This window comes from Fibrobacter sp. UBA3629, assembly GCF_002374005.1.
Classification (GTDB): Bacteria; Fibrobacterota; Fibrobacteria; order Fibrobacterales; family Fibrobacteraceae; genus Fibrobacter.
This window is the reverse complement of sequence record NZ_DFLC01000019.1, coordinates 19815-37161: the sequence shown is the minus strand read 5'-3', so window position 1 is coordinate 37161 and position 17347 is coordinate 19815. Positions and strand designations below refer to the sequence as shown.

The 17347-nt window shown below is 55.8% G+C and carries 11 protein-coding genes; 2 read left to right on the top strand and 9 right to left on the bottom strand.

Features of this window, described 5'->3' with window-relative positions:
* Positions 1-20: 20 nt before the first annotated feature.
* The 5 genes from B2310_RS06645 to rfbA form a co-directional block, all read right to left on the bottom strand.
* Positions 21-1268: a cytosine permease gene (locus B2310_RS06645; protein WP_290729843.1), complete on the bottom strand. Its 1248-nt coding sequence runs from the start codon at positions 1266-1268 to the stop codon at positions 21-23.
* A gap of 140 nt (positions 1269-1408) precedes the next feature.
* Positions 1409-1627 carry a hypothetical protein gene (locus tag B2310_RS06640; protein WP_173381130.1) on the bottom strand — a complete coding sequence of 73 codons (219 nt, stop codon included), beginning with the start codon at positions 1625-1627 and terminating at the stop codon, positions 1409-1411.
* Positions 1620-3008: a DNA methylase gene (locus tag B2310_RS06635; RefSeq protein WP_290729840.1), complete on the bottom strand. Its 1389-nt coding sequence runs from the start codon at positions 3006-3008 to the stop codon at positions 1620-1622. The genes B2310_RS06640 and B2310_RS06635 overlap by 8 nt, the downstream gene beginning before the upstream one ends.
* Positions 3009-3086: 78 nt before the next feature.
* Complete coding sequence (locus tag B2310_RS06630; RefSeq protein WP_290729838.1) at positions 3087-5150, bottom strand: family 43 glycosylhydrolase; 2064 nt, start codon at positions 5148-5150, stop codon at positions 3087-3089.
* A 165-nt stretch (positions 5151-5315) separates the two neighbouring features.
* Positions 5316-6203 (bottom strand): glucose-1-phosphate thymidylyltransferase RfbA, encoded by an 888-nt coding sequence (gene rfbA, locus B2310_RS06625; RefSeq protein ID WP_290729835.1) that lies wholly within the window; start codon positions 6201-6203, stop codon positions 5316-5318.
* A 78-nt stretch (positions 6204-6281) separates the two neighbouring features.
* On the opposite strand from rfbA, the gene B2310_RS06620 reads away from it, so the two are divergent.
* Complete coding sequence (locus B2310_RS06620; protein ID WP_173381126.1) at positions 6282-8900, top strand: DEAD/DEAH box helicase; 2619 nt, start codon at positions 6282-6284, stop codon at positions 8898-8900.
* Between the two features lie 18 nt (positions 8901-8918).
* Positions 8919-9602 (top strand): 2-C-methyl-D-erythritol 4-phosphate cytidylyltransferase, encoded by a 684-nt coding sequence (ispD, locus tag B2310_RS06615; protein ID WP_290729832.1) that lies wholly within the window; start codon positions 8919-8921, stop codon positions 9600-9602.
* A gap of 63 nt (positions 9603-9665) precedes the next feature.
* Here the strand turns inward: ispD and B2310_RS06610 are convergent, their stop codons facing one another.
* From B2310_RS06610 to B2310_RS06595, 4 genes are all read right to left on the bottom strand, one after another.
* A complete protein-coding gene (locus tag B2310_RS06610) occupies positions 9666-11120 on the bottom strand; it encodes an SO_0444 family Cu/Zn efflux transporter (RefSeq protein ID WP_290729829.1) in 1455 nt (484 codons plus the stop codon).
* 2 nt (positions 11121-11122) lie between these two features.
* A complete protein-coding gene (locus tag B2310_RS06605; protein WP_290729826.1) occupies positions 11123-11488 on the bottom strand; it encodes an ArsR/SmtB family transcription factor in 366 nt (121 codons plus the stop codon).
* A 77-nt stretch (positions 11489-11565) separates the two neighbouring features.
* Positions 11566-14535, bottom strand: a complete 2970-nt coding sequence (locus B2310_RS06600; protein ID WP_290729823.1) for a glycosyl hydrolase family 95 catalytic domain-containing protein — start codon at positions 14533-14535, stop codon at positions 11566-11568.
* A gap of 13 nt (positions 14536-14548) precedes the next feature.
* Positions 14549-17164 carry a carbohydrate-binding protein gene (locus B2310_RS06595; RefSeq protein WP_290729820.1) on the bottom strand — a complete coding sequence of 872 codons (2616 nt, stop codon included), beginning with the start codon at positions 17162-17164 and terminating at the stop codon, positions 14549-14551.
* Positions 17165-17347: the final 183 nt, after the last annotated feature.

The following is a 17347-nucleotide window of genomic DNA, read 5'->3' as shown; positions in this document are numbered from 1 at the left end:
AGCGAGTTATAATTTAGAAATTATTGCCTGCCATGGATGCCGCGGAATAGCACGCGTGCATAGGCAAATACGGCCGATACGATAACGGCGAGGAGTGTGGGGCCGAGCGGCACGGAATCAAGGTGCTCGGCGACCTGATAGACAATGAAACCCGCAAGCCAAGAGAAAAGGTTCCAGAGCCAGAATCCGAGAGATGCGGCGCGTGCGCTGTTTTCGCGGGCATCGACTGTGCCAACCTTCCCGAAGTAGAACGAGACGAGCAACACGGCTGCCATGGGCGCGAATACCGAGGCAATCAGGTAGAGGAAGCTGATGTAGTGTTCCATGATTCCCGAGATGGCAAGCGCCGCACTCAAGAGGCTCACGATAACGCCTGCAATCTTCGGGTTGATTTTGCCGTAAATCGCCTTTGAGGATTCGCCTGCGGAATTGGCCGCAAGGAAGTTTGTCGTGACGGTAGAGAGCACCACGATGATGATTCCCGGGATGCCGAGGCCTGCAAGGAGAATGGCCTGCGCGATGTTGTTGTTCGCACCGATGCCCGCAATTTCGATGCCGAGAATGTACATCCAGAGGCTTGCGAACGTGTAGGCCGCCGCGGAAACCGCCGTCGCCTTCACCGGATTTTCAACATCCTTCGTATAGTCCGAAATCACCGGCAGCCAGGAGATGGGCATGGCGATGGAAATCTCGAAGATATTCCAGAAGCCGAGTAACGCTACGGAACCCGCGGCGGCCCCGGCGGCAGCGCCGGCGACGGTCGTGCTATCGGCGCCATTGAGCCCGAACAGTTTAACAGAAAGAATCGCAAGCAAAACCGCAAGCGCCGCCATCACGACCGTCGTCACGTTCGCGGAACGCTTGAGCCCGACAAACACCCAGATGGCGATAAACACCGCAAGAATGGCGCACGTAAGCGGGAAAGAAATAGGCAGGTTGAGCCCCGCCAAGGCGGAAGCGCCCTGCGCGTTCAGCACGGCCACCCACGCGAGCAGCTGGAAAACGTTCAGCGCGGCAAAAAACTTGGAGCCGTACTTACCGAAGGCGGAGGCGGTCGTTTCCATCGCGTTCACACGCACGCGCGCACCGATGAGGCCCACGAAAAAGAGCAGGATGCCGCCCAGCACATGGCCGAGGATTAGCGGGAGCCACAAGGAATCGCGTGCAGCCGCGGCACCGATTTCGATGCCCGCCTCGATTTCGGAAACAGAAATGGCGACACCGAACCAGATGATTCCATTCGAAAACAAGCCTGTACGTTTTTCCATAAAACGCCTCCATGTAGTTTAAAAGACGGCGCAAAAATAGAAATGCGGCCCCCGCATTACAAGGCCCCGCGACAATACTACTTTCTTATGCCAAGCTATAAATTATAACTATATCAATAGCGTTTTCACTATCTGTAAAATCACGCGCCAAAATCGTCATCGTAGCCAAACTCGTTTTCCACTGCATCCTGTTTCTTTTCGGCAGTCGCATCAAGCGCTTCCGCATGTCCGCGGAGAGCAGCGAAAGGATGAAAAAACTTTGCTCGGTCAACCACGGCCATACGCGGATGCTTCATGAGGAAGTTCCAATCGTCGCGCGGATACGGCAAGTTTATTATGTCGCTGTAGTCGTCACGCACGATGTCCTCCAATCTGCCCGTTCCGCTCGATGGTGGTAGCCCCCTCCTGCAAATCCATGCCCTTCACGATGGCGTTCTTGCCAAAGCGCTTCTTGATGAGGAGCTCCGCCTTCAGGCGCTTCTTTTCGCGCTGTTGTTTTTGCACGTCGGTAAACAGATCGTACTGTTCGTAGCTCGCATCCACAATGTCCGTCGCTACAAGGTTCAGACGTCGCACTGTCAAGTTCGGATCCACGATGCGGTCGAAGAGCTTCATCACGGCTTCCGCCATCACGGCCTGCGAACTCGTGTAGTAGCCGATATTCGCCGTCCCGTGAGCAGGCTTCGGGATTGTCCGTCCGTAGAAATCCACTACGGTCTCGCTGCGGTAAATTCCCTTGTCCACATTTTCGCGGTCGTAACCCACAGTAAGCACCATGGCATTTGTCACCAGGTCGTGCGAAACCAGCGCCATCGAGACTGTATCGACCATCTCGCGCACCACGAGCCTCGCCTTGTCAAAAGGGTACGGGTCCTGCAGCACCTGGCCCTCGCCGGTACTGCGACTCCGGGGTTTCGCCTTCTTGATGTCGGCAATCGTGCAGGGTTCGTAACCCCAGGCATGGTCTATCAATATCTCCGCATTCACACCGAGCATCTTGTAAAGTGCATCGGGATTCTTGACGCTCACACGGGCGATATCGCCCATCGTACGGATTCCACGCCCACCATTCAAGTAGCACTTTTCCAGGCGAGCAGCAATCCCGCGCCCCACCTGCCAAAAGCTCGTTATCGGCTGGTGCGACCACAGCTGCCTGCGGTAGCTCATCTCGTCAAGTTCCGCGATGCGCACGCCATCTTCATCAGCTTCCACATGCTTCGCCATCACGTCCATCGCGACCTTGCACAAGTAAAGGTTCGTGCCTATCCCGCCTGTCGCCGTAATGCCCGTAGTCGTGAACACATCCTGTATAATCGTCTTCACCAGTTCGCGCGCCGGTTTCTTATACAACTTAAGGTAGCGTGTCAAGTCCAAGAAACATTCGTCAATGGAATAAGCGTGGATATCCTCGGCGCTCACGTATTTCAAATAAACGTTGTAAACCCTCGTGGAAAACTCCACGTACTTGGCCATCTGCGGTTTTGCGATGATAAATTCTATCTTCTCGCCCGTCTTGCGTTCGACTTCACGAACCTTCTGGTTCACCTCGAAAAGGCGGGCACGCCCGGGAATCCCGTAGGCCTTCAAGGCTGGCGTCACCGCAAGGCAAATCGTCTTCTCGGTACGGCTCTCGTCGGCCACCACGAGTTTCGCCTTCAACGGGTCAATACCCCGGAGGATACATTCCACCGAAGCAAAGAACGACTTGAGGTCTATGGCTGCATAAGTTCGCGATTGCACGATGAAAATATAGGAAGCGACGGATGAAAAAAGACACCCCGCTATCGCTAGCGGGGCGCCATCCGTTATAAAAGACCTTTACTTCACCATCACGCGAAGGGGCCTGGAATGGTCGACACCGCGCATGATATAGATGCCGTTCGCAAAGCCCGCCTGCTTGAGGGTTGCGGAGAGGTCCGCACCCGCATTATCGATATGGCCGAGGAACTTGCCCATCGCGCTGAACACGTTATAGGCAGACGGATGCTGGGGAGCAACACGAATCTCCTGACCGAGAGCCACCGTATTCGGATCGGTAAACTGAATCCAGTCCACGTTCAGGTAGGCGCCCGTAATCAGGAGCTTGAGCACGTGTTCGCCCTTCTTGAGTTCCGCGGAGCCCACGTCAATTACCTTATACGTAGTCCACACGGAATCGACCTTCGGGGCAACCACCGATTCGGTGATTTCCTTGTCGTCAATGAACAGCTGCATCGCAGATGTTTCGAATGCGGTCGCCACATTCGCGGTGATATCGTACTTGGCATCGGCAGCGACATTGATGGTGTATTCCATCCATTCGCCGTCATTGGTGTAACCGATGGCATAACCCGTGCAGGCAGCATCACCGCACTTGGAATCGCTAATGTCGACCACGTCAACTTCGTCTTCGCGGTAGGCCTTGCCCTGATTTTCGCGGTCGTTATCGTAGAAAGCCTTGTTGTGGCCGCCTTCGTCATAGTTTTCAGCCTCGATCTTGCCCGGAACCGTAGCGGCAGTGCCCTTGTAAGGCGTCTGCGGAACGGCAGTCTTTTCGCTTTCCATGTACCAGTAGTCGAAATCGAACCCGCCCTGCTTTACCACAAAGAACAGATCGTCGACGCCGGCAGCATCGGTCACATCGAAGGTATGTTCTTCCCAAGCAGAACTTGCAGGGATATTCATGGACGCAAGGAGAGCGCCGTTTTCGGAACCGGCATGCAGTTCAAGCTTACCACCATTACCCCTGGTGCAAACGATAATGCGGTCGGCACCGTCGCCCATGTCAACAGAGCGCACCTTCGTGTAGAATCCGCTGTTCATCTTGGTGAGGAACACATTGCCGTATTCGGCACCGACATGCTCGATGATGGTGTAACCGCCCGACGTATTGACAGTCATGCCGCCAACCCAGGCCTTGGTTTCGGCTTCCACGCGCACGAACGGGTCAAGGTTCTTGATAGGCTTCACGACGCCATTGTTGGTGGCACGGATTGTGGGAATGGTACCGTCGGCATTCCAGGTGAATTCTTCGATGGCGGTAGAACGGCTGTAGCCGCCGCCCTTCACGTTCTTCTGGTTATGGTAGAAGAAGAAGCTGCGGCCCTTAAAGTCGACAATGCCGGAGTGGACGGTGAACGCGGAACCCGGTTCGCTACTCGGCATAATGACGCCCTTGTATGTCCAGGGACCCGTCGGGGAATCGCTCCAGGAATAGTCAATGGATTCGGGAATGCCACCGGCGGCGTAAATCATGTAATATTTTTTGCCGCGCTTGTGAATCCACGGGCCTTCGGTATACTTGCCGTTAAAGGTGCTCATATCGGAGACCTTGATTTCGCTTGCGCATTCGATCATGTTCTCCTTGAGGGGGCAGTAATAGAGCTTCGGGTTACCCCAGTAGAGCCATGCCTGGCCATCGTCGTCAATAAATACGGTGGGGTCGATGTAGTCCCAGTTGGGGCCCGCCAAGTGCTTGCCGTTCAGGGCATCCTTGAAGGGGCCTTCCTTCTTGTCGGACACACCCACGTTGATGGCGCGGCCACCTCGGGTGGATTCCACGGTCACGTAATAATAGTACTTGCCATTGCGGCGAATGCATTGAGATGCCCAGTCACCGTTCTTCTTGGCAGAGCCGTTAAAGTCACCCGCTTCCAAAATGAGGGTGTTCATGTCGGTCCAGTTCACCATATCCGTGGTGCACGATACGCGCCAGCCATGCATCGTGAAGAAGCTACCGCCCTCGTCGTTGCCGGAATAGGTGCAGAGCGTATCGCCGAACACGACAGGCGCCGGGTCCGGAGAATAATAGGTCTGGATAAGCGGGTTTTCGGCCATGGCTGCGGAACAAAGTCCAAATGCGGCCACGGCAGCGGCAATTTTTGCAGTTCTTGCAAACTTCATGATACATCCCTTTCGCCTCGAGAGGCATTTATATAACTCACCACTCTAAAATTATCCACAAATCATGAAAAAATTCCATGCGAAAAGCATGTTCGCATGGATAAGTTGTCAATAGCCAAACTGGCGATTTTGACTTAAAAAAGGGATTTTCGATTCAAATTTGGCCTAGTAACGGATTTTCCCTTCGGCGACCTTGCGCAGGTGCTGGCCGTAGGGGGATTTTCCGTACTTGGCGGCGGATTCGAGCAACTTTTCCTTGCTGATCCAGCCGTTCACGTAGGCGATTTCCTCGACCGCGGAAATCTGGATTCCCTGGCGGTTCTCGACCATCTTCACGAACTCGCCCGCTTCAATCAGGCTGTCCATCGTGCCGGTATCGAGCCATGCAAAGCCACGGCCCAGGAGTTTTACGTCGAGTTCTCCCCTGTCGAGGTACGTCTTGTTCAAGTCGGTAATCTCGAGTTCCCCGCGGGCGCTCGGCTTCTGGGCCTTCGCAAATCCACTCACGCGGTTGTCATAGAAATAGAGGCCCGTAATCGCGTAGTTGCTCTTGGGCTCCTTCGGTTTTTCTTCCACAGAAATTACTTTACCTGCATTGTCGAATTCCACCACGCCAAAGCGTTCCGGGTCTTCCACGTAGTAACCGAATACGCTCGCGCGGCCGTTCTCCTCGGCGTTTTTCACCGCAGCCTTCAGAAGCGGGCTAAAGCCGTTGCCGTAGAAGATGTTGTCGCCCAGCACCATCGCGCAGCAGTCGTTACCGATAAATTCCTCGCCCAGGATAAACGCCTGCGCCAGGCCATCGGGGCTCGGCTGCACCTTGTAACTGAGGCTCAGGCCCATCGCGGAACCGTCGCCCAGCAAGCGCTCGAAATTCGGCAGGTCCGTCGGTGTCGAGATGATGAGGATTTCGCGGATGCCCGCAAGCATCAGGGTCGAAAGCGGGTAGTAGATCATGGGCTTGTCGTAGACCGGCAAGAGCTGCTTGCTGGTGACCATGGTCAGCGGGTAGAGCCTTGTGCCGGAGCCTCCGGCGAGAACGATTCCTTTCATGCTAGGTTCCTTTTATTTTTTCAAAATAATAGAAATCTTAAAATTACAGCCGGGACAAAAGAACTATCTTTGCGCATTATGGCAGAGCAAAACAAGGCCACACTCAAGGATTTCATTGCAAGATTCGCCACAAAATCGGCAGGAGGCCGCACCGCGCCCGCTTCCGAGGACATCCTGGAAGCATTCATGGAATGGGCGCAGTCCCGCGGAACCACGCTCTACCCCGCGCAGGAAGAGGCCATCCTCGAACTTCTGGACGGAAAGAACGTTATCCTGAATACACCCACGGGTTCGGGCAAGTCGATGGTCGCCCTCGCGCTCCATTTCGACAGCATCGCGCATGGCCGCAAAAGCGTGTACACCTGCCCCATCAAGGCGCTCGTGAACGAGAAGTGGATGGCGCTCTGCAAGGAATTCGGGCCCGAGAACGTGGGGCTTTCTACCGGTGACGCGACCGTGAACCGCGACGCACCCATCCTGTGCTGCACCGCAGAAATTTTAAGCAACATGGCTCTCTGCGAAGGCGAGAAACTCACGATTACCGACATCGTGATGGACGAATTCCACTACTATTCCGACCGCGAGCGCGGCGTCGCCTGGCAAATACCGCTCCTGACGCTCCCGCAGTCTCGATTCCTCCTGATGAGCGCGACCGTCGGCGCAACTGAATTTTTCGAACGCGAGATGACAAAGCATACCGGGCGGGAGTCGGTTACCGTCCGTTCCTCGCAGAGGCCCGTCCCGCTCGATTTCAGCTACAGCACCACAGAGATTTCGACCGAGGTGCAGAAGCTCGTGAACGAGGGCAAGGCACCCGTATATGTAGTTCACTTTACTCAGGCGGCTGCGGCAAGCAATGCGCAGAACTTTATGAGTCTCGACCTCTGCACCAAGGAAGAGAAGGTCAAGATAAACGAAGCCATCAAGGAAGTGCGGTTCTCTAGCCCCTACGGTCCCGATGTCAAGCGTTGGCTCAAGCAGGGGATTGGCCTGCACCACGCGGGGCTACTCCCCAAGTACCGCATCCTCTGCGAAAAGCTCGCACAGCAAGGCTTACTGAAAGTCATCTGCGGCACCGACACGCTCGGCGTGGGCGTGAACGTCCCTATCCGCACGGTACTCTTCACGCAGCTCTGCAAGTACAGCGGCGACAAGACCGCGATATTAACCGCACGCGACTTCCACCAGATTGCGGGCCGCGCAGGGCGCAAGGGATTCGACAACATCGGATACGTGGTGGCGCAAGCTCCCGAACATGTAATCGAGAACCTGAAACTCGAGGCGAAGAGCCGCCAGACAGGGAAGAAGTTCCAGAAGCGCAAACCGCCCGAGCATGGCTACGTCCCCTTCGACGAGAGTACGTACAAGCGCCTGATTGACGCGCAGCCCGAACCGCTCACCTCGAGCTTCCGCGTAGATCACGGGATGCTCCTGAACATCCTGAGCCGCGAGACCGACGGCTGCAAGGCAATGCGCACGCTCATCAAGGATTGTCACGAGAGCGCGGCGAGCAAGAAGCAGTTACAGCACCGTTCCTTCCAGCTTTTCCGCAGCCTGGTGGAAAAGAACATCGTGGAGTTCGTGAAGCCCGTAGCCGAGGGCTACAGTCACCTGCGCGTGAACATGGACCTGCAGGACGACTTCGCGATGAACCAGCCGCTCTCGCTCTACCTGGTAGATACGCTCCCGAAACTGGACAGCGAAAGCCCGGATTACGCGCTCGACGTAATTACGTTATGCGAAAGCATCGTAGAGAACCCGGAGGCGATTCTGCGCATCCAGCAGAACAAGGCCCGCACGGCAAGGCTCGACGAGCTCAAGGCGCAGGGCATGGAATACAACCAGCGCATGGAAGAAATCGAGAAGGTCGAGTACCCCAAGCCGCTCCGCGAGTTTATCTACGGCACGTACAACGAGTTTGCGGAACAGCACCCGTGGGTCGACGTGAACGTGGAGCCCAAATCCATCGTGCGCGAGATGTTCGAGAACTTCAGCACGTTCAGCGGCTACGTGAAGCAGTACGGCCTGCAGCGCATGGAAGCGATCCTGCTCCGGCACCTGAACTACGTGTATAAAGTCTTGAGCCAGACGGTGCCCGATGGATACAAGAACGACGAGCTCCTCGAAATGCAGGACTACCTCGGCGACATGATCCGCCGCGTCGACTCGAGCCTGCTCGAAGAATGGGAAAAGATGGCCCATCCCGAGGATTACCAGAAGCGCCTGGAAGAAGGCCTCACCGAAGACGAGGCGGAGAAGGCATTCGGGGCCGACAAGGCCGCCGCCGACATCACCTACGACAAGAAGCGGTTCCTCGGCATGGTCCGCCAGCGCATCTTCCAGATCATGGGCAACCTCGCCAAGCAGGACTTTGCCGCAGTCCTCGACAGCCTTGCGGACGACCTCGAAGAAGGCCAGATGCTCGTGGACGGCGAAGGCAAGCCGTGGACCGAGAACATGCTCACCGAAATCATGGCCGCCTACACGGCAGAGCACCACAAGTTCCGTCTCGATGTGGAAGGTCGCGCACTCGCCCACACCATCGTGACCTACGAGGGCGACGTGATGCACATACAGCAGATGCTGCAGGACGAGGAAGAATTCAACGACTGGAGCATCGACTTCGAGATAAACCTCGCCGACAGCCGCGAAGCCGGAATCCCGCTCCTGAAAATGCTGCGCATCGGCGAAGCGTAATTTTATATCTTTACCGACATGCAGAACTTGAAAGGCAGATTCGCGGCAGTCCTCCCCGCAGGGGGACTCGGCAAACGCATGGGCGGCAACATTCCCAAGCAGCTGATGCTCCTGGGCGGCAAGCCCGTCTACCGCTACAGCCTCGAGACTTTCCTCGAGATGGAAGAAATCGCAGAAGTCGTGATGGCCGTACCCGCCGACTGGAAGGATCATTTCGAAAAGGAAATCTCGCACCCCAAGCTGAAAATCGTCGTGGGCGGCGCAGAACGCTGGCAGTCCGTCGAGAACGGCGTGAACGCACTTACAAGCAATGCGGAATTCGTTCTGGTCCACGACGTGGCACGCCCCTTCGTGAGCAGGGAAATCATCCGCGACGTGTGCGAAACGCTTCTAACCAAGGGCAGCTGCCTTGTGGCAAAGCCCGCCGTCGATACCATCAAGATTGCTAAAGACGGGCGCGTCGAATCCACCATCGACCGCAATACCGTCTGGATGGCACAGACCCCGCAGGCCGCCTCCATCGCGCTACTGAAAAGGCTCTACGCGCGCATCGCCGCAGAGCCCCTGAACTTCACGCCCACCGACGAGGCGAGCATCCTAGAATATTTTGGCGAGAGCGTCTACATCGTGAAGGGCAACGCCGCGAACGACAAGCTCACCACGCCCGAAGACTTCGAGATTTTCGCAAGCCGCGCGAAATAGTATAAACGTCTCTCCGCGCGAAATAGGTTCTCGTCATGCCCGGCTTGGCCGGGCATCTTTTCTTTAGACCTTCCCGTCGAATTCGAAGCCGGCTTCTTCCACCGCCTTCCTGAGCGCCGCCTCATCGACATCGTGTACGTCGTGCCATTCCACGCGAAGTTCCTTCTTCGAGACATCGGCCTCGGCAAATTCCACGCCGTCCAGCACGCGAACCGCCTTCTCGACGCACGCCTTGCAGTGGCTGCAGCTCATGCCGTTCACGCGGTAAGTCACGTGAACGCATTCATCGCATTCCTCTTCGTGGTCGTGGCAGCAGTTTCCTTCGTGGTCATGGCCGCACCCGCAATGTCCACCATGTTCGTGCCCACAGCCGCAGCCCTTGTGTCCGAACTTCGCGTAAATCATGAATGCTGCGAGCAAGCCCGCACATACATAGTCAAACACGCCAAGCGCACCATGCCCGTGACATTCCGCAGAGCCATGCGGGAGCATCGCCGCAAGGAACGTGTCCATGAAGAACGTATCGACAATCAGCCCGAAGCCAATCGCGCCGACCGCAATCGAGACAAGGTATGCCACGAGAGTCCGCTTGCCAAACGCCTTCCCTACCACAAGCATCGAGGCGATACTCGTCGCAGGGCCCGCCATGAGCAGCACGAGGGCCGCCCCCGGAGTAATTCCCTTCGCCACGAGCGCAAGCGCAAGCGGAATGGAACCCGTCGCACACGTGTACATCGGCATCGCGAGCATGAGAACGGCAAGCATACAGAGCAGCGGATATTCACGCAGGGCAAGGAAGAGCTCGTTCGGGACAAACGCCGAAATCAAGGCGCCCAGCAAAAGGCCAATGAGCAGCCACTTGCTCACGTCGCCCACCATGTTCACGAGCCCGTAGCGGAAAGTTTCCACAACCTTCTGGCCGAAAGACATGCGGTGCACATCGCGCGATTCGCAACCGCAGCCATGTTCGACGCATTCGGTTCCTGAGCCCGTCGAAGGGTCGCAGTGGCCACAACCGCAGTGGTGATCAGTATCGCAGTCGTCAAAGTCGATGGTTTCGGGGTGTGCCTCGCCGTGCACCGCAGCATCTTCCCCGCGAGACACGATGTTCGTGAGCACGCCTCCGAAAAGCGCCGTCACGAATGCCGCAATCGGGCGCAAAATCGCAAACGGGAGCCCGAGCAGCGAATACGTCGCGAGGATAGAATCCACACCCGTCGCAGGCGTCGAAATGAGGAAGCTCACGCTCGCCCCCTTGCTCGCCCCCTCCTTCCGGAGAGCAATCGACGTGGGAATCACGCCGCAACTGCAAATCGGGAGCGGCACACCGAACAGGGCCGCCCACAGCACCGACATGAAATTCGATTTGGAAATCTTGGGAACGTACAGATGGTTCGGCACCCACACGTGCAAAATGCCCGCAAGCAAGAAACCGAGCAGCAGGAACGGCGCCATCTCGGAAAACAGCGTGATAAACTCGTGTACAAAGACCTTAAAGATATCGACGAAGGAATCCATGTCTACTTTCCCTTCTTGTGGAGAATGTGCGTGAGGCCCGTATTGAAAATGAGCCCGATATGTTCGTCATCGAGCGAATAGAAAATTTTGCGACCTTCGCGGCGCGGCTTCACGAGATTCGCCGTGCGGAGGATGCGCAGCTGGTGGCTTACCACCGACTGTTCGAGGTTCAATTTTTCGGCAATCTCGTTCACCGAAATTTCACCCGAAAGCATCAGGTGGATGATGCGGATGCGCGTGGTATCGCCAAAAAACTTGAAGAATTCAGAAAGTTCGAAAAGGGTATCGAGAGACACGTCCATCTTTTGGATTCCCGTAACAGCATCGTGACGATGAGTTTTGTTTTTAATACATGAACAGTTATTCATATTTTCATATATACATTTTAAACAACGGTTTGTCAAGAGACAAACCGCCCTTTTTCTAAAAAATTTTCTATTTCTGCCTAAAAAGCGTGAATTTTTAGCGTTTTTTGCAGATTTCCGCTGGTAACGACAGCAATGTAGGTGCCCTGGAGCAGACGACCGTTCTTGCCGAATTCAACAAGCCCATCACCGCTACCCCGGCTTTTTGCGACCAGATTCCCGTTAGCCGTATACAGGCGCACTTCGAAATCCCCGTTCGACTGCACCATCAGAGCCACGGGCGCTCGCGCCATCCGCACCGGACGCACATCAAGCGTCGTGGCAACCCGGCGCGTCGCCGGTACCGCATCCGTCCCCTTCGCAATGCTGAACCAGTCAAAATTCAAGAGGTAAGTGCTTTCGCCGGAGTAATTGAAACGGAGTTTCTGCTCGCCCTTTTCTAGCGCGATTGTCGTCGAAGTTTCATACCAGTCGTTCCAGCCCTTCGTCTTTTCGGGGTCTACCGTAAGCGTCGCAAGCACCTTGCCGGTAGAATCGACCACCGTAACGGTAGATTTCGCTTCGGCGGCAGATGCCACGCGGGCCGTAAGCGTGTAGGCGCCAGCAGTCGGGACCTTCACCAGGTATTCGCTAAAGTCGCCGTCGTTAATCCACCCCAGGTTCGGCTCTCCCTCAGTATCATCTTCAATCTGCACGCCATCCATCGCGATGTAACTTTCGGCCTGAATCTTGCCCGGAACCGTTACCGGTTCGAACGGCTGGTTCGTGAGTTTCAGATTGCCGTCGAATTCGTAAATCTTGCCCGGAACTGTCGCGGTCGTGAACTTGTTGGAGCCGTTCACCAGGTTGAGCGTCTGGCCCACATCGGACTTGATGGCAACATACGTGAGCTTGCCGCCCTTCCAGGCCATGGAATCAATCTCGAAACCGCCGCGGGCACGGATACCCTTGACGCTGCCGTCCTTCCACTGCGAAGGCAATGCCGGCAACAAGTTGATTCTGCCGTTATGGCTCTGCATGAGCATCTCGTTCACGCCCGAAACCGCACCGAAGTTGCCGTCAATCTGGAACGGCGGATGCGCATCGAACAAGTTGTTGTAAGTCTTGTTCGGGGTGAGGAGCATGCGGATCATCGTGTAGGCGTGATCGCCGTCGTGCATGCGGGCCCAGAAGTTGATTTTCCACGCAAGAGACCAGCCGGTCGCATCGTCGCCGCGCTGTTTCAGCGTAACTCCAGCACCCTTGATCAAGTCGGGAGTTTCTTCGGGCGTAATCTGCGCGCTCGGGAAAAGGCCGTACAGGTGCGAAATATGGCGGTTCTTGTTGTTCGGGTCGTCCCAGTCCTGCAACCATTCCGTAATCTGGCCGTACTTGCCCGTCTTTGTGGGCGGGAGCCTCTTGACGGTCGCCTCCATCTTGGCACGAACATCCTCGTCGACGCCAAGAATCTTGGACGCCTCGATGGTGTAGTTCAACACGTCGCGAATAATCTGGTTATCCATCGTGGGGCCAAAGCAGACGTTGTAACCGCCGTGGTCGTTTTCCGGAGAATCGCTCGGAGCCGTCACCAGGTACTTGTGGCCGGTTTCAGGTTCTTCCACAAGGCTGTTCACGAAGAAGAGCGCAGCCCCCTTCATGGTGGAGTAGACGTCCTGCAAGTAAGCCTTGTCAGTCGGGTTGAACAGGAAATGTTCCCAGAGGTGCGTGCTGAGCCAGCCTGCGCCAGAGGGCCACAAGCCCCATGCGCCGTCAATCGGGGCGGTACGGTTCCAGAGGTCGGTATTGTGGTGTTCCACCCAGCCCTCGTCAACACCCCAGTGCACCTTCGCAGTCTTTTCGCCCTGCGGGACCATGCTCTTGATCTTGTCGATGAGCGGCCACACGCACTCGCCGAGGTTCGCCGTCTCTACCGGCCAGTAGTTCATTTCGAGGTTGATGTTGGTCGTGTACTTGCTGCCCCAAACCGGGTTCGTGTCCTTGTTCCAGATGCCCTGCAGGTTAGCCGGCTGGCCGCCCTTGCGCGAACTCGCGATAAGCAGGTAGCGACCATACTGGTAATGGAGTTCCACAAGCGAGGGGTCGTTCGTGGAATTGAAGTTCTTCACGCGGGTGCTGGTGATGTCGCCGGCGCTCGCATCGGCAGTACCCAAGTCGATACTCACGCGGTTGAAAATCGTCTGGTAGTCCTTCAGGTGCGCCGCAAGCAGGTCGTCGTAAGACTTGCCCTTCACCTTGCTCATGAGGCTTGCCGCGATGGCGCCCGGGTCGCCGCTCACGTCGTTATACGCCTTGAAGTTTGTCGCAATCGTGAGCACGAGCATCGCCTCGTTGGCGCCCTGCACGTTGATATTCCCGTTCGCGACAGAAACCGTGCCGCCGTTGGCAACCACGTTCAGGCGGTTCTGGAACTTGATGGAATTGACGGTCACGTCGTAGATGAGCGTGTTCCCGCTATTCGACATCTTGTTGTTGCGATGTGGAGTTGTCATGGTCGCCCCGAAGCTCACCGAGCCGCTTTTGTCTGCAGACAAACGAACAACAATCACGTGGTCCGGATAGCTCGCGAAATATTCGCGCGTGTATTTTACGCCGCCCGCCGTATAGGTAGTCTTTGCAAGGGCCGTCTTGAGGTCAAGTTCGCGGCGGTAATTCGTGGCCCCCGAATGCGACGTGGTAATCACGAGGTCACCCACCGGCTGGAAGCTTGCCGGGCCGGGACCAATCATGTAGTTCGACACGATGGATTCGGCAGTCCTGTAGTCGCCACGCCACAGGGCGTCGCGGGCATCTTTCAGGTGGCTTGCCGCCCCCTGCTTGTTGTTGTCGCCCGGGCCGCCCGACCAGACCGTGCTCTCGTTCAGGCCGATGATATCCTTGGCGACGCCACCGTAGACGATACCACCCATGTAGCCGTTCCCGATGGGGAGCGCGTTCGTGAATTCGGTACCGGCATCGCTGTTGTACCAGAGGGTAAGCGGGTTATCCGCCGACGCGAAAGTTAGCGAGGATACACAGGCGAAAGCGCCCAGCATTACTCCAAACGATTTCATAGTTAACCTGCTTTCACTTGACCGTATTTATTTTAATGGCCTTCTTGCTATCGAGACCGCGAATCACGTACATGCCGGGGTTCACTCCCTTCGCGGAGAGAGCCGCCTTGATGCCGCCCAGCGCCTCTACGCCTTCGATTCTACAGACAAACTTGCCGTCCATGCCGAACACGTCGTAGCCGCGTTCGCCGAGGCCCAGGCGCATATCCGTCTGGCGAATGGGAGAAAGTTCCTCGGCAGTGAGCGCAAACTTTATCCAGTCCAGATTCACATAGCTTCCCGTAAACTGAATACGGAGAACGTGGTCACCCTTCGCAAGTTCAGTAGTCTCGCCGTCAATGGTGGCATAGGTATTCCAGTCTTCGCCCTGCGGCACAGGAATAGTATCCGAAACGGCCTTGCCGTCAAGGAACAGGCGGAAGCTGCCGCCTTCAAGCCCGGTCGCCACGTTTGCACGGAACACGTACTTGCTTGCCGTAACAACATTCACGCTGTATTCAAGCCATTCGCCCGCCTGCGTGTAACCGATGGCATAACCCATGCAGTTCTGCGTCATCGCGGAATCGGCACAACCGAATCCCACCACATCGACGCCGTCTTCGCGGTAGGTGTTGCCCTCGTTCACGAAGTCCTTGTCGCTATACGAAACGCTCTGACCACCCACATCGTAGTCTTCGGCCTGCACAATACCCGGAACACTCATCACGGCCTTGAACGCGGCCTGCGTCACGGTGTTGCTGAAGTCCGCCACAGGAATATCCTTGATGTCACGGATGTAGCGGAATTCCTTTTCGATACCGGCGTTGTTCACGACTTCGTCGCTGTAATAGTTGTTGGACTGCTGGAGATTATTCTGCCCCGCCTGATTCTGGCCCACACCTGCAGGGGAATTCTTGAACACGTTTTCTTTCACGGTAAAGCCGCTGGAGCCTTCGTCCAGGTAAATAGGCACGTTCCAGTAGTCGGCCCACTTGGAGGTTCCATTGTCATGGATATAGTTGTGCTGGATTTCGCTACCGGTGCCCTGGTTACTCAGCGTGTAAATCGGGCCGGAGTCGCAAAGCAGGCGGGCAATATGGTGAATTTCGTTCCAGTTCACATGGTTGTTGGTCATGGCGGTCTGAGCCTTTGTCCAGCCAAAACCGATGGAAATGCCGGAGTAGTAGGTATAAGAGACTTCGTTATGCTCGATCACCACATAGCGGGGGTAACCGGCGCCAATACCCACGGCACCCTGATGCTCATTCGTCACGTTGGTGACCAGGTTATTCTTGACCGTATCGCGGGTGCTGATTTCGTCCTTGTCGCTGGGATTATAGGCGATGTGGATTTCGGTCGTGGAGTCCTGATAGAACTTGCCGAGCATAATGCCCGCTGCACCGATTTCGAAGAAGGCGTTGCCCTGAATCATGTCGTCGTTGGTACCAGAGACAAAGTCCAGGCCCGTAGCCGCAATCTGCGAGAACACGTTACCCTGCACCAAGAAATGATGCGCATTTTCAACGCGGAACGCCGCATCGGGGCGCCACAGCAAATACTTGTTACTATTCAGCTTTTCCCAGTTTCCGCGACTTGGATCCGGAAGCACGTCTACGTTGAAGTTTGCCGCCTGCAAATCCAGGAAGCCTTCTTCGCTAGGGCGTGTAAAGTTGGAATGGGCGAAGGTCAGGCCTTCGAAACTCATGTAGCCCACCTTGTTCTTGGTATCCTTACCCAAGACGCTGAACAAGGTATTGAGGCGGGGAGCAACCACGTGGGCAGTCGCCATGCTTTCGCCTTCACGGGGCTTGTAATAAAGCGTTTGATTCTTTTCGTCCAGGTACCATTCACCCGGAGCGTCAATCAAGTCGTAGGAATTTTCGAGATAGAAAACCTGTTGCTTGGGCGGATTACTCGCAAAAGCGGTACCGAGCATCGGGTAAGCGCGGTGGAACAGTTTGGTACGTTCAGGATCCTTGGGAATGAGCTTTGCGGTACCACCGTTCACCTGGGCTTTTTCAAGACGCAGGATGTTTTCGGACCAGGCAATCATCAAGTGAATTTCGACATCTTCGATGTTCTTGATATTCTTGACGTAGTCGGCAGAGACATCGAAGGCGCGGCCCGTAGAGTCCACCTTCGTGAGGCGCACGAAATCGTGGTCGAAACCGCCGTTGCCTTTTTCTTTTGCATCAATCACGTTGGGGAAGCAAGCACGAACCGCCTTGCGGTTGTTCACGTAAAGCTGGCGGAATCGGCCTTCCACGCCTTCGGCTTTCCAGATGTTTTTCGCTTCGTCGTGCAGAGTCCAGCCCGTAATGGGCATACCGCCGGTAATCAGCGGGCGTTCACCTTCAGCGGCCTTGTAGCGCACATAGTGGCCGTCCTTGCCGCCATCGGCTTCCGTGAAGTTGACGGTTGACGGAAGCACGTAGGTGCCCTCGCGTAAAACCACCTCGATGTCGCCCGTCATGGAGCCGTTTATGGCACGCACAGCCTTTTGGGCCTGCGTAATCGTCTTGAAGGGAGCATCCTTCGAGCCGTCTGCGGCATCATTGCCCGAAGGGGACACGTAGAAGGTTGCCTGCGTCGCGGCCAGAGACATGCCCGACATCACCAAACAGAAGGATAGTAACGACTTCGTTCCCATAATTTCCTCTTTTTCCCGTTTTTACACCAACAATATCATCCCTTACCCAAAAATACCCCCTAAAAGCCCGATTTTTCACCCTAATAAAGGAATTTGCATGGATAAGATGTCCACAATTCCCCAAAATTTTGCAAAAAAAGAGAGTTTCCTATAACATTTTTCTTCAAATCGCAAGGGTCCTTA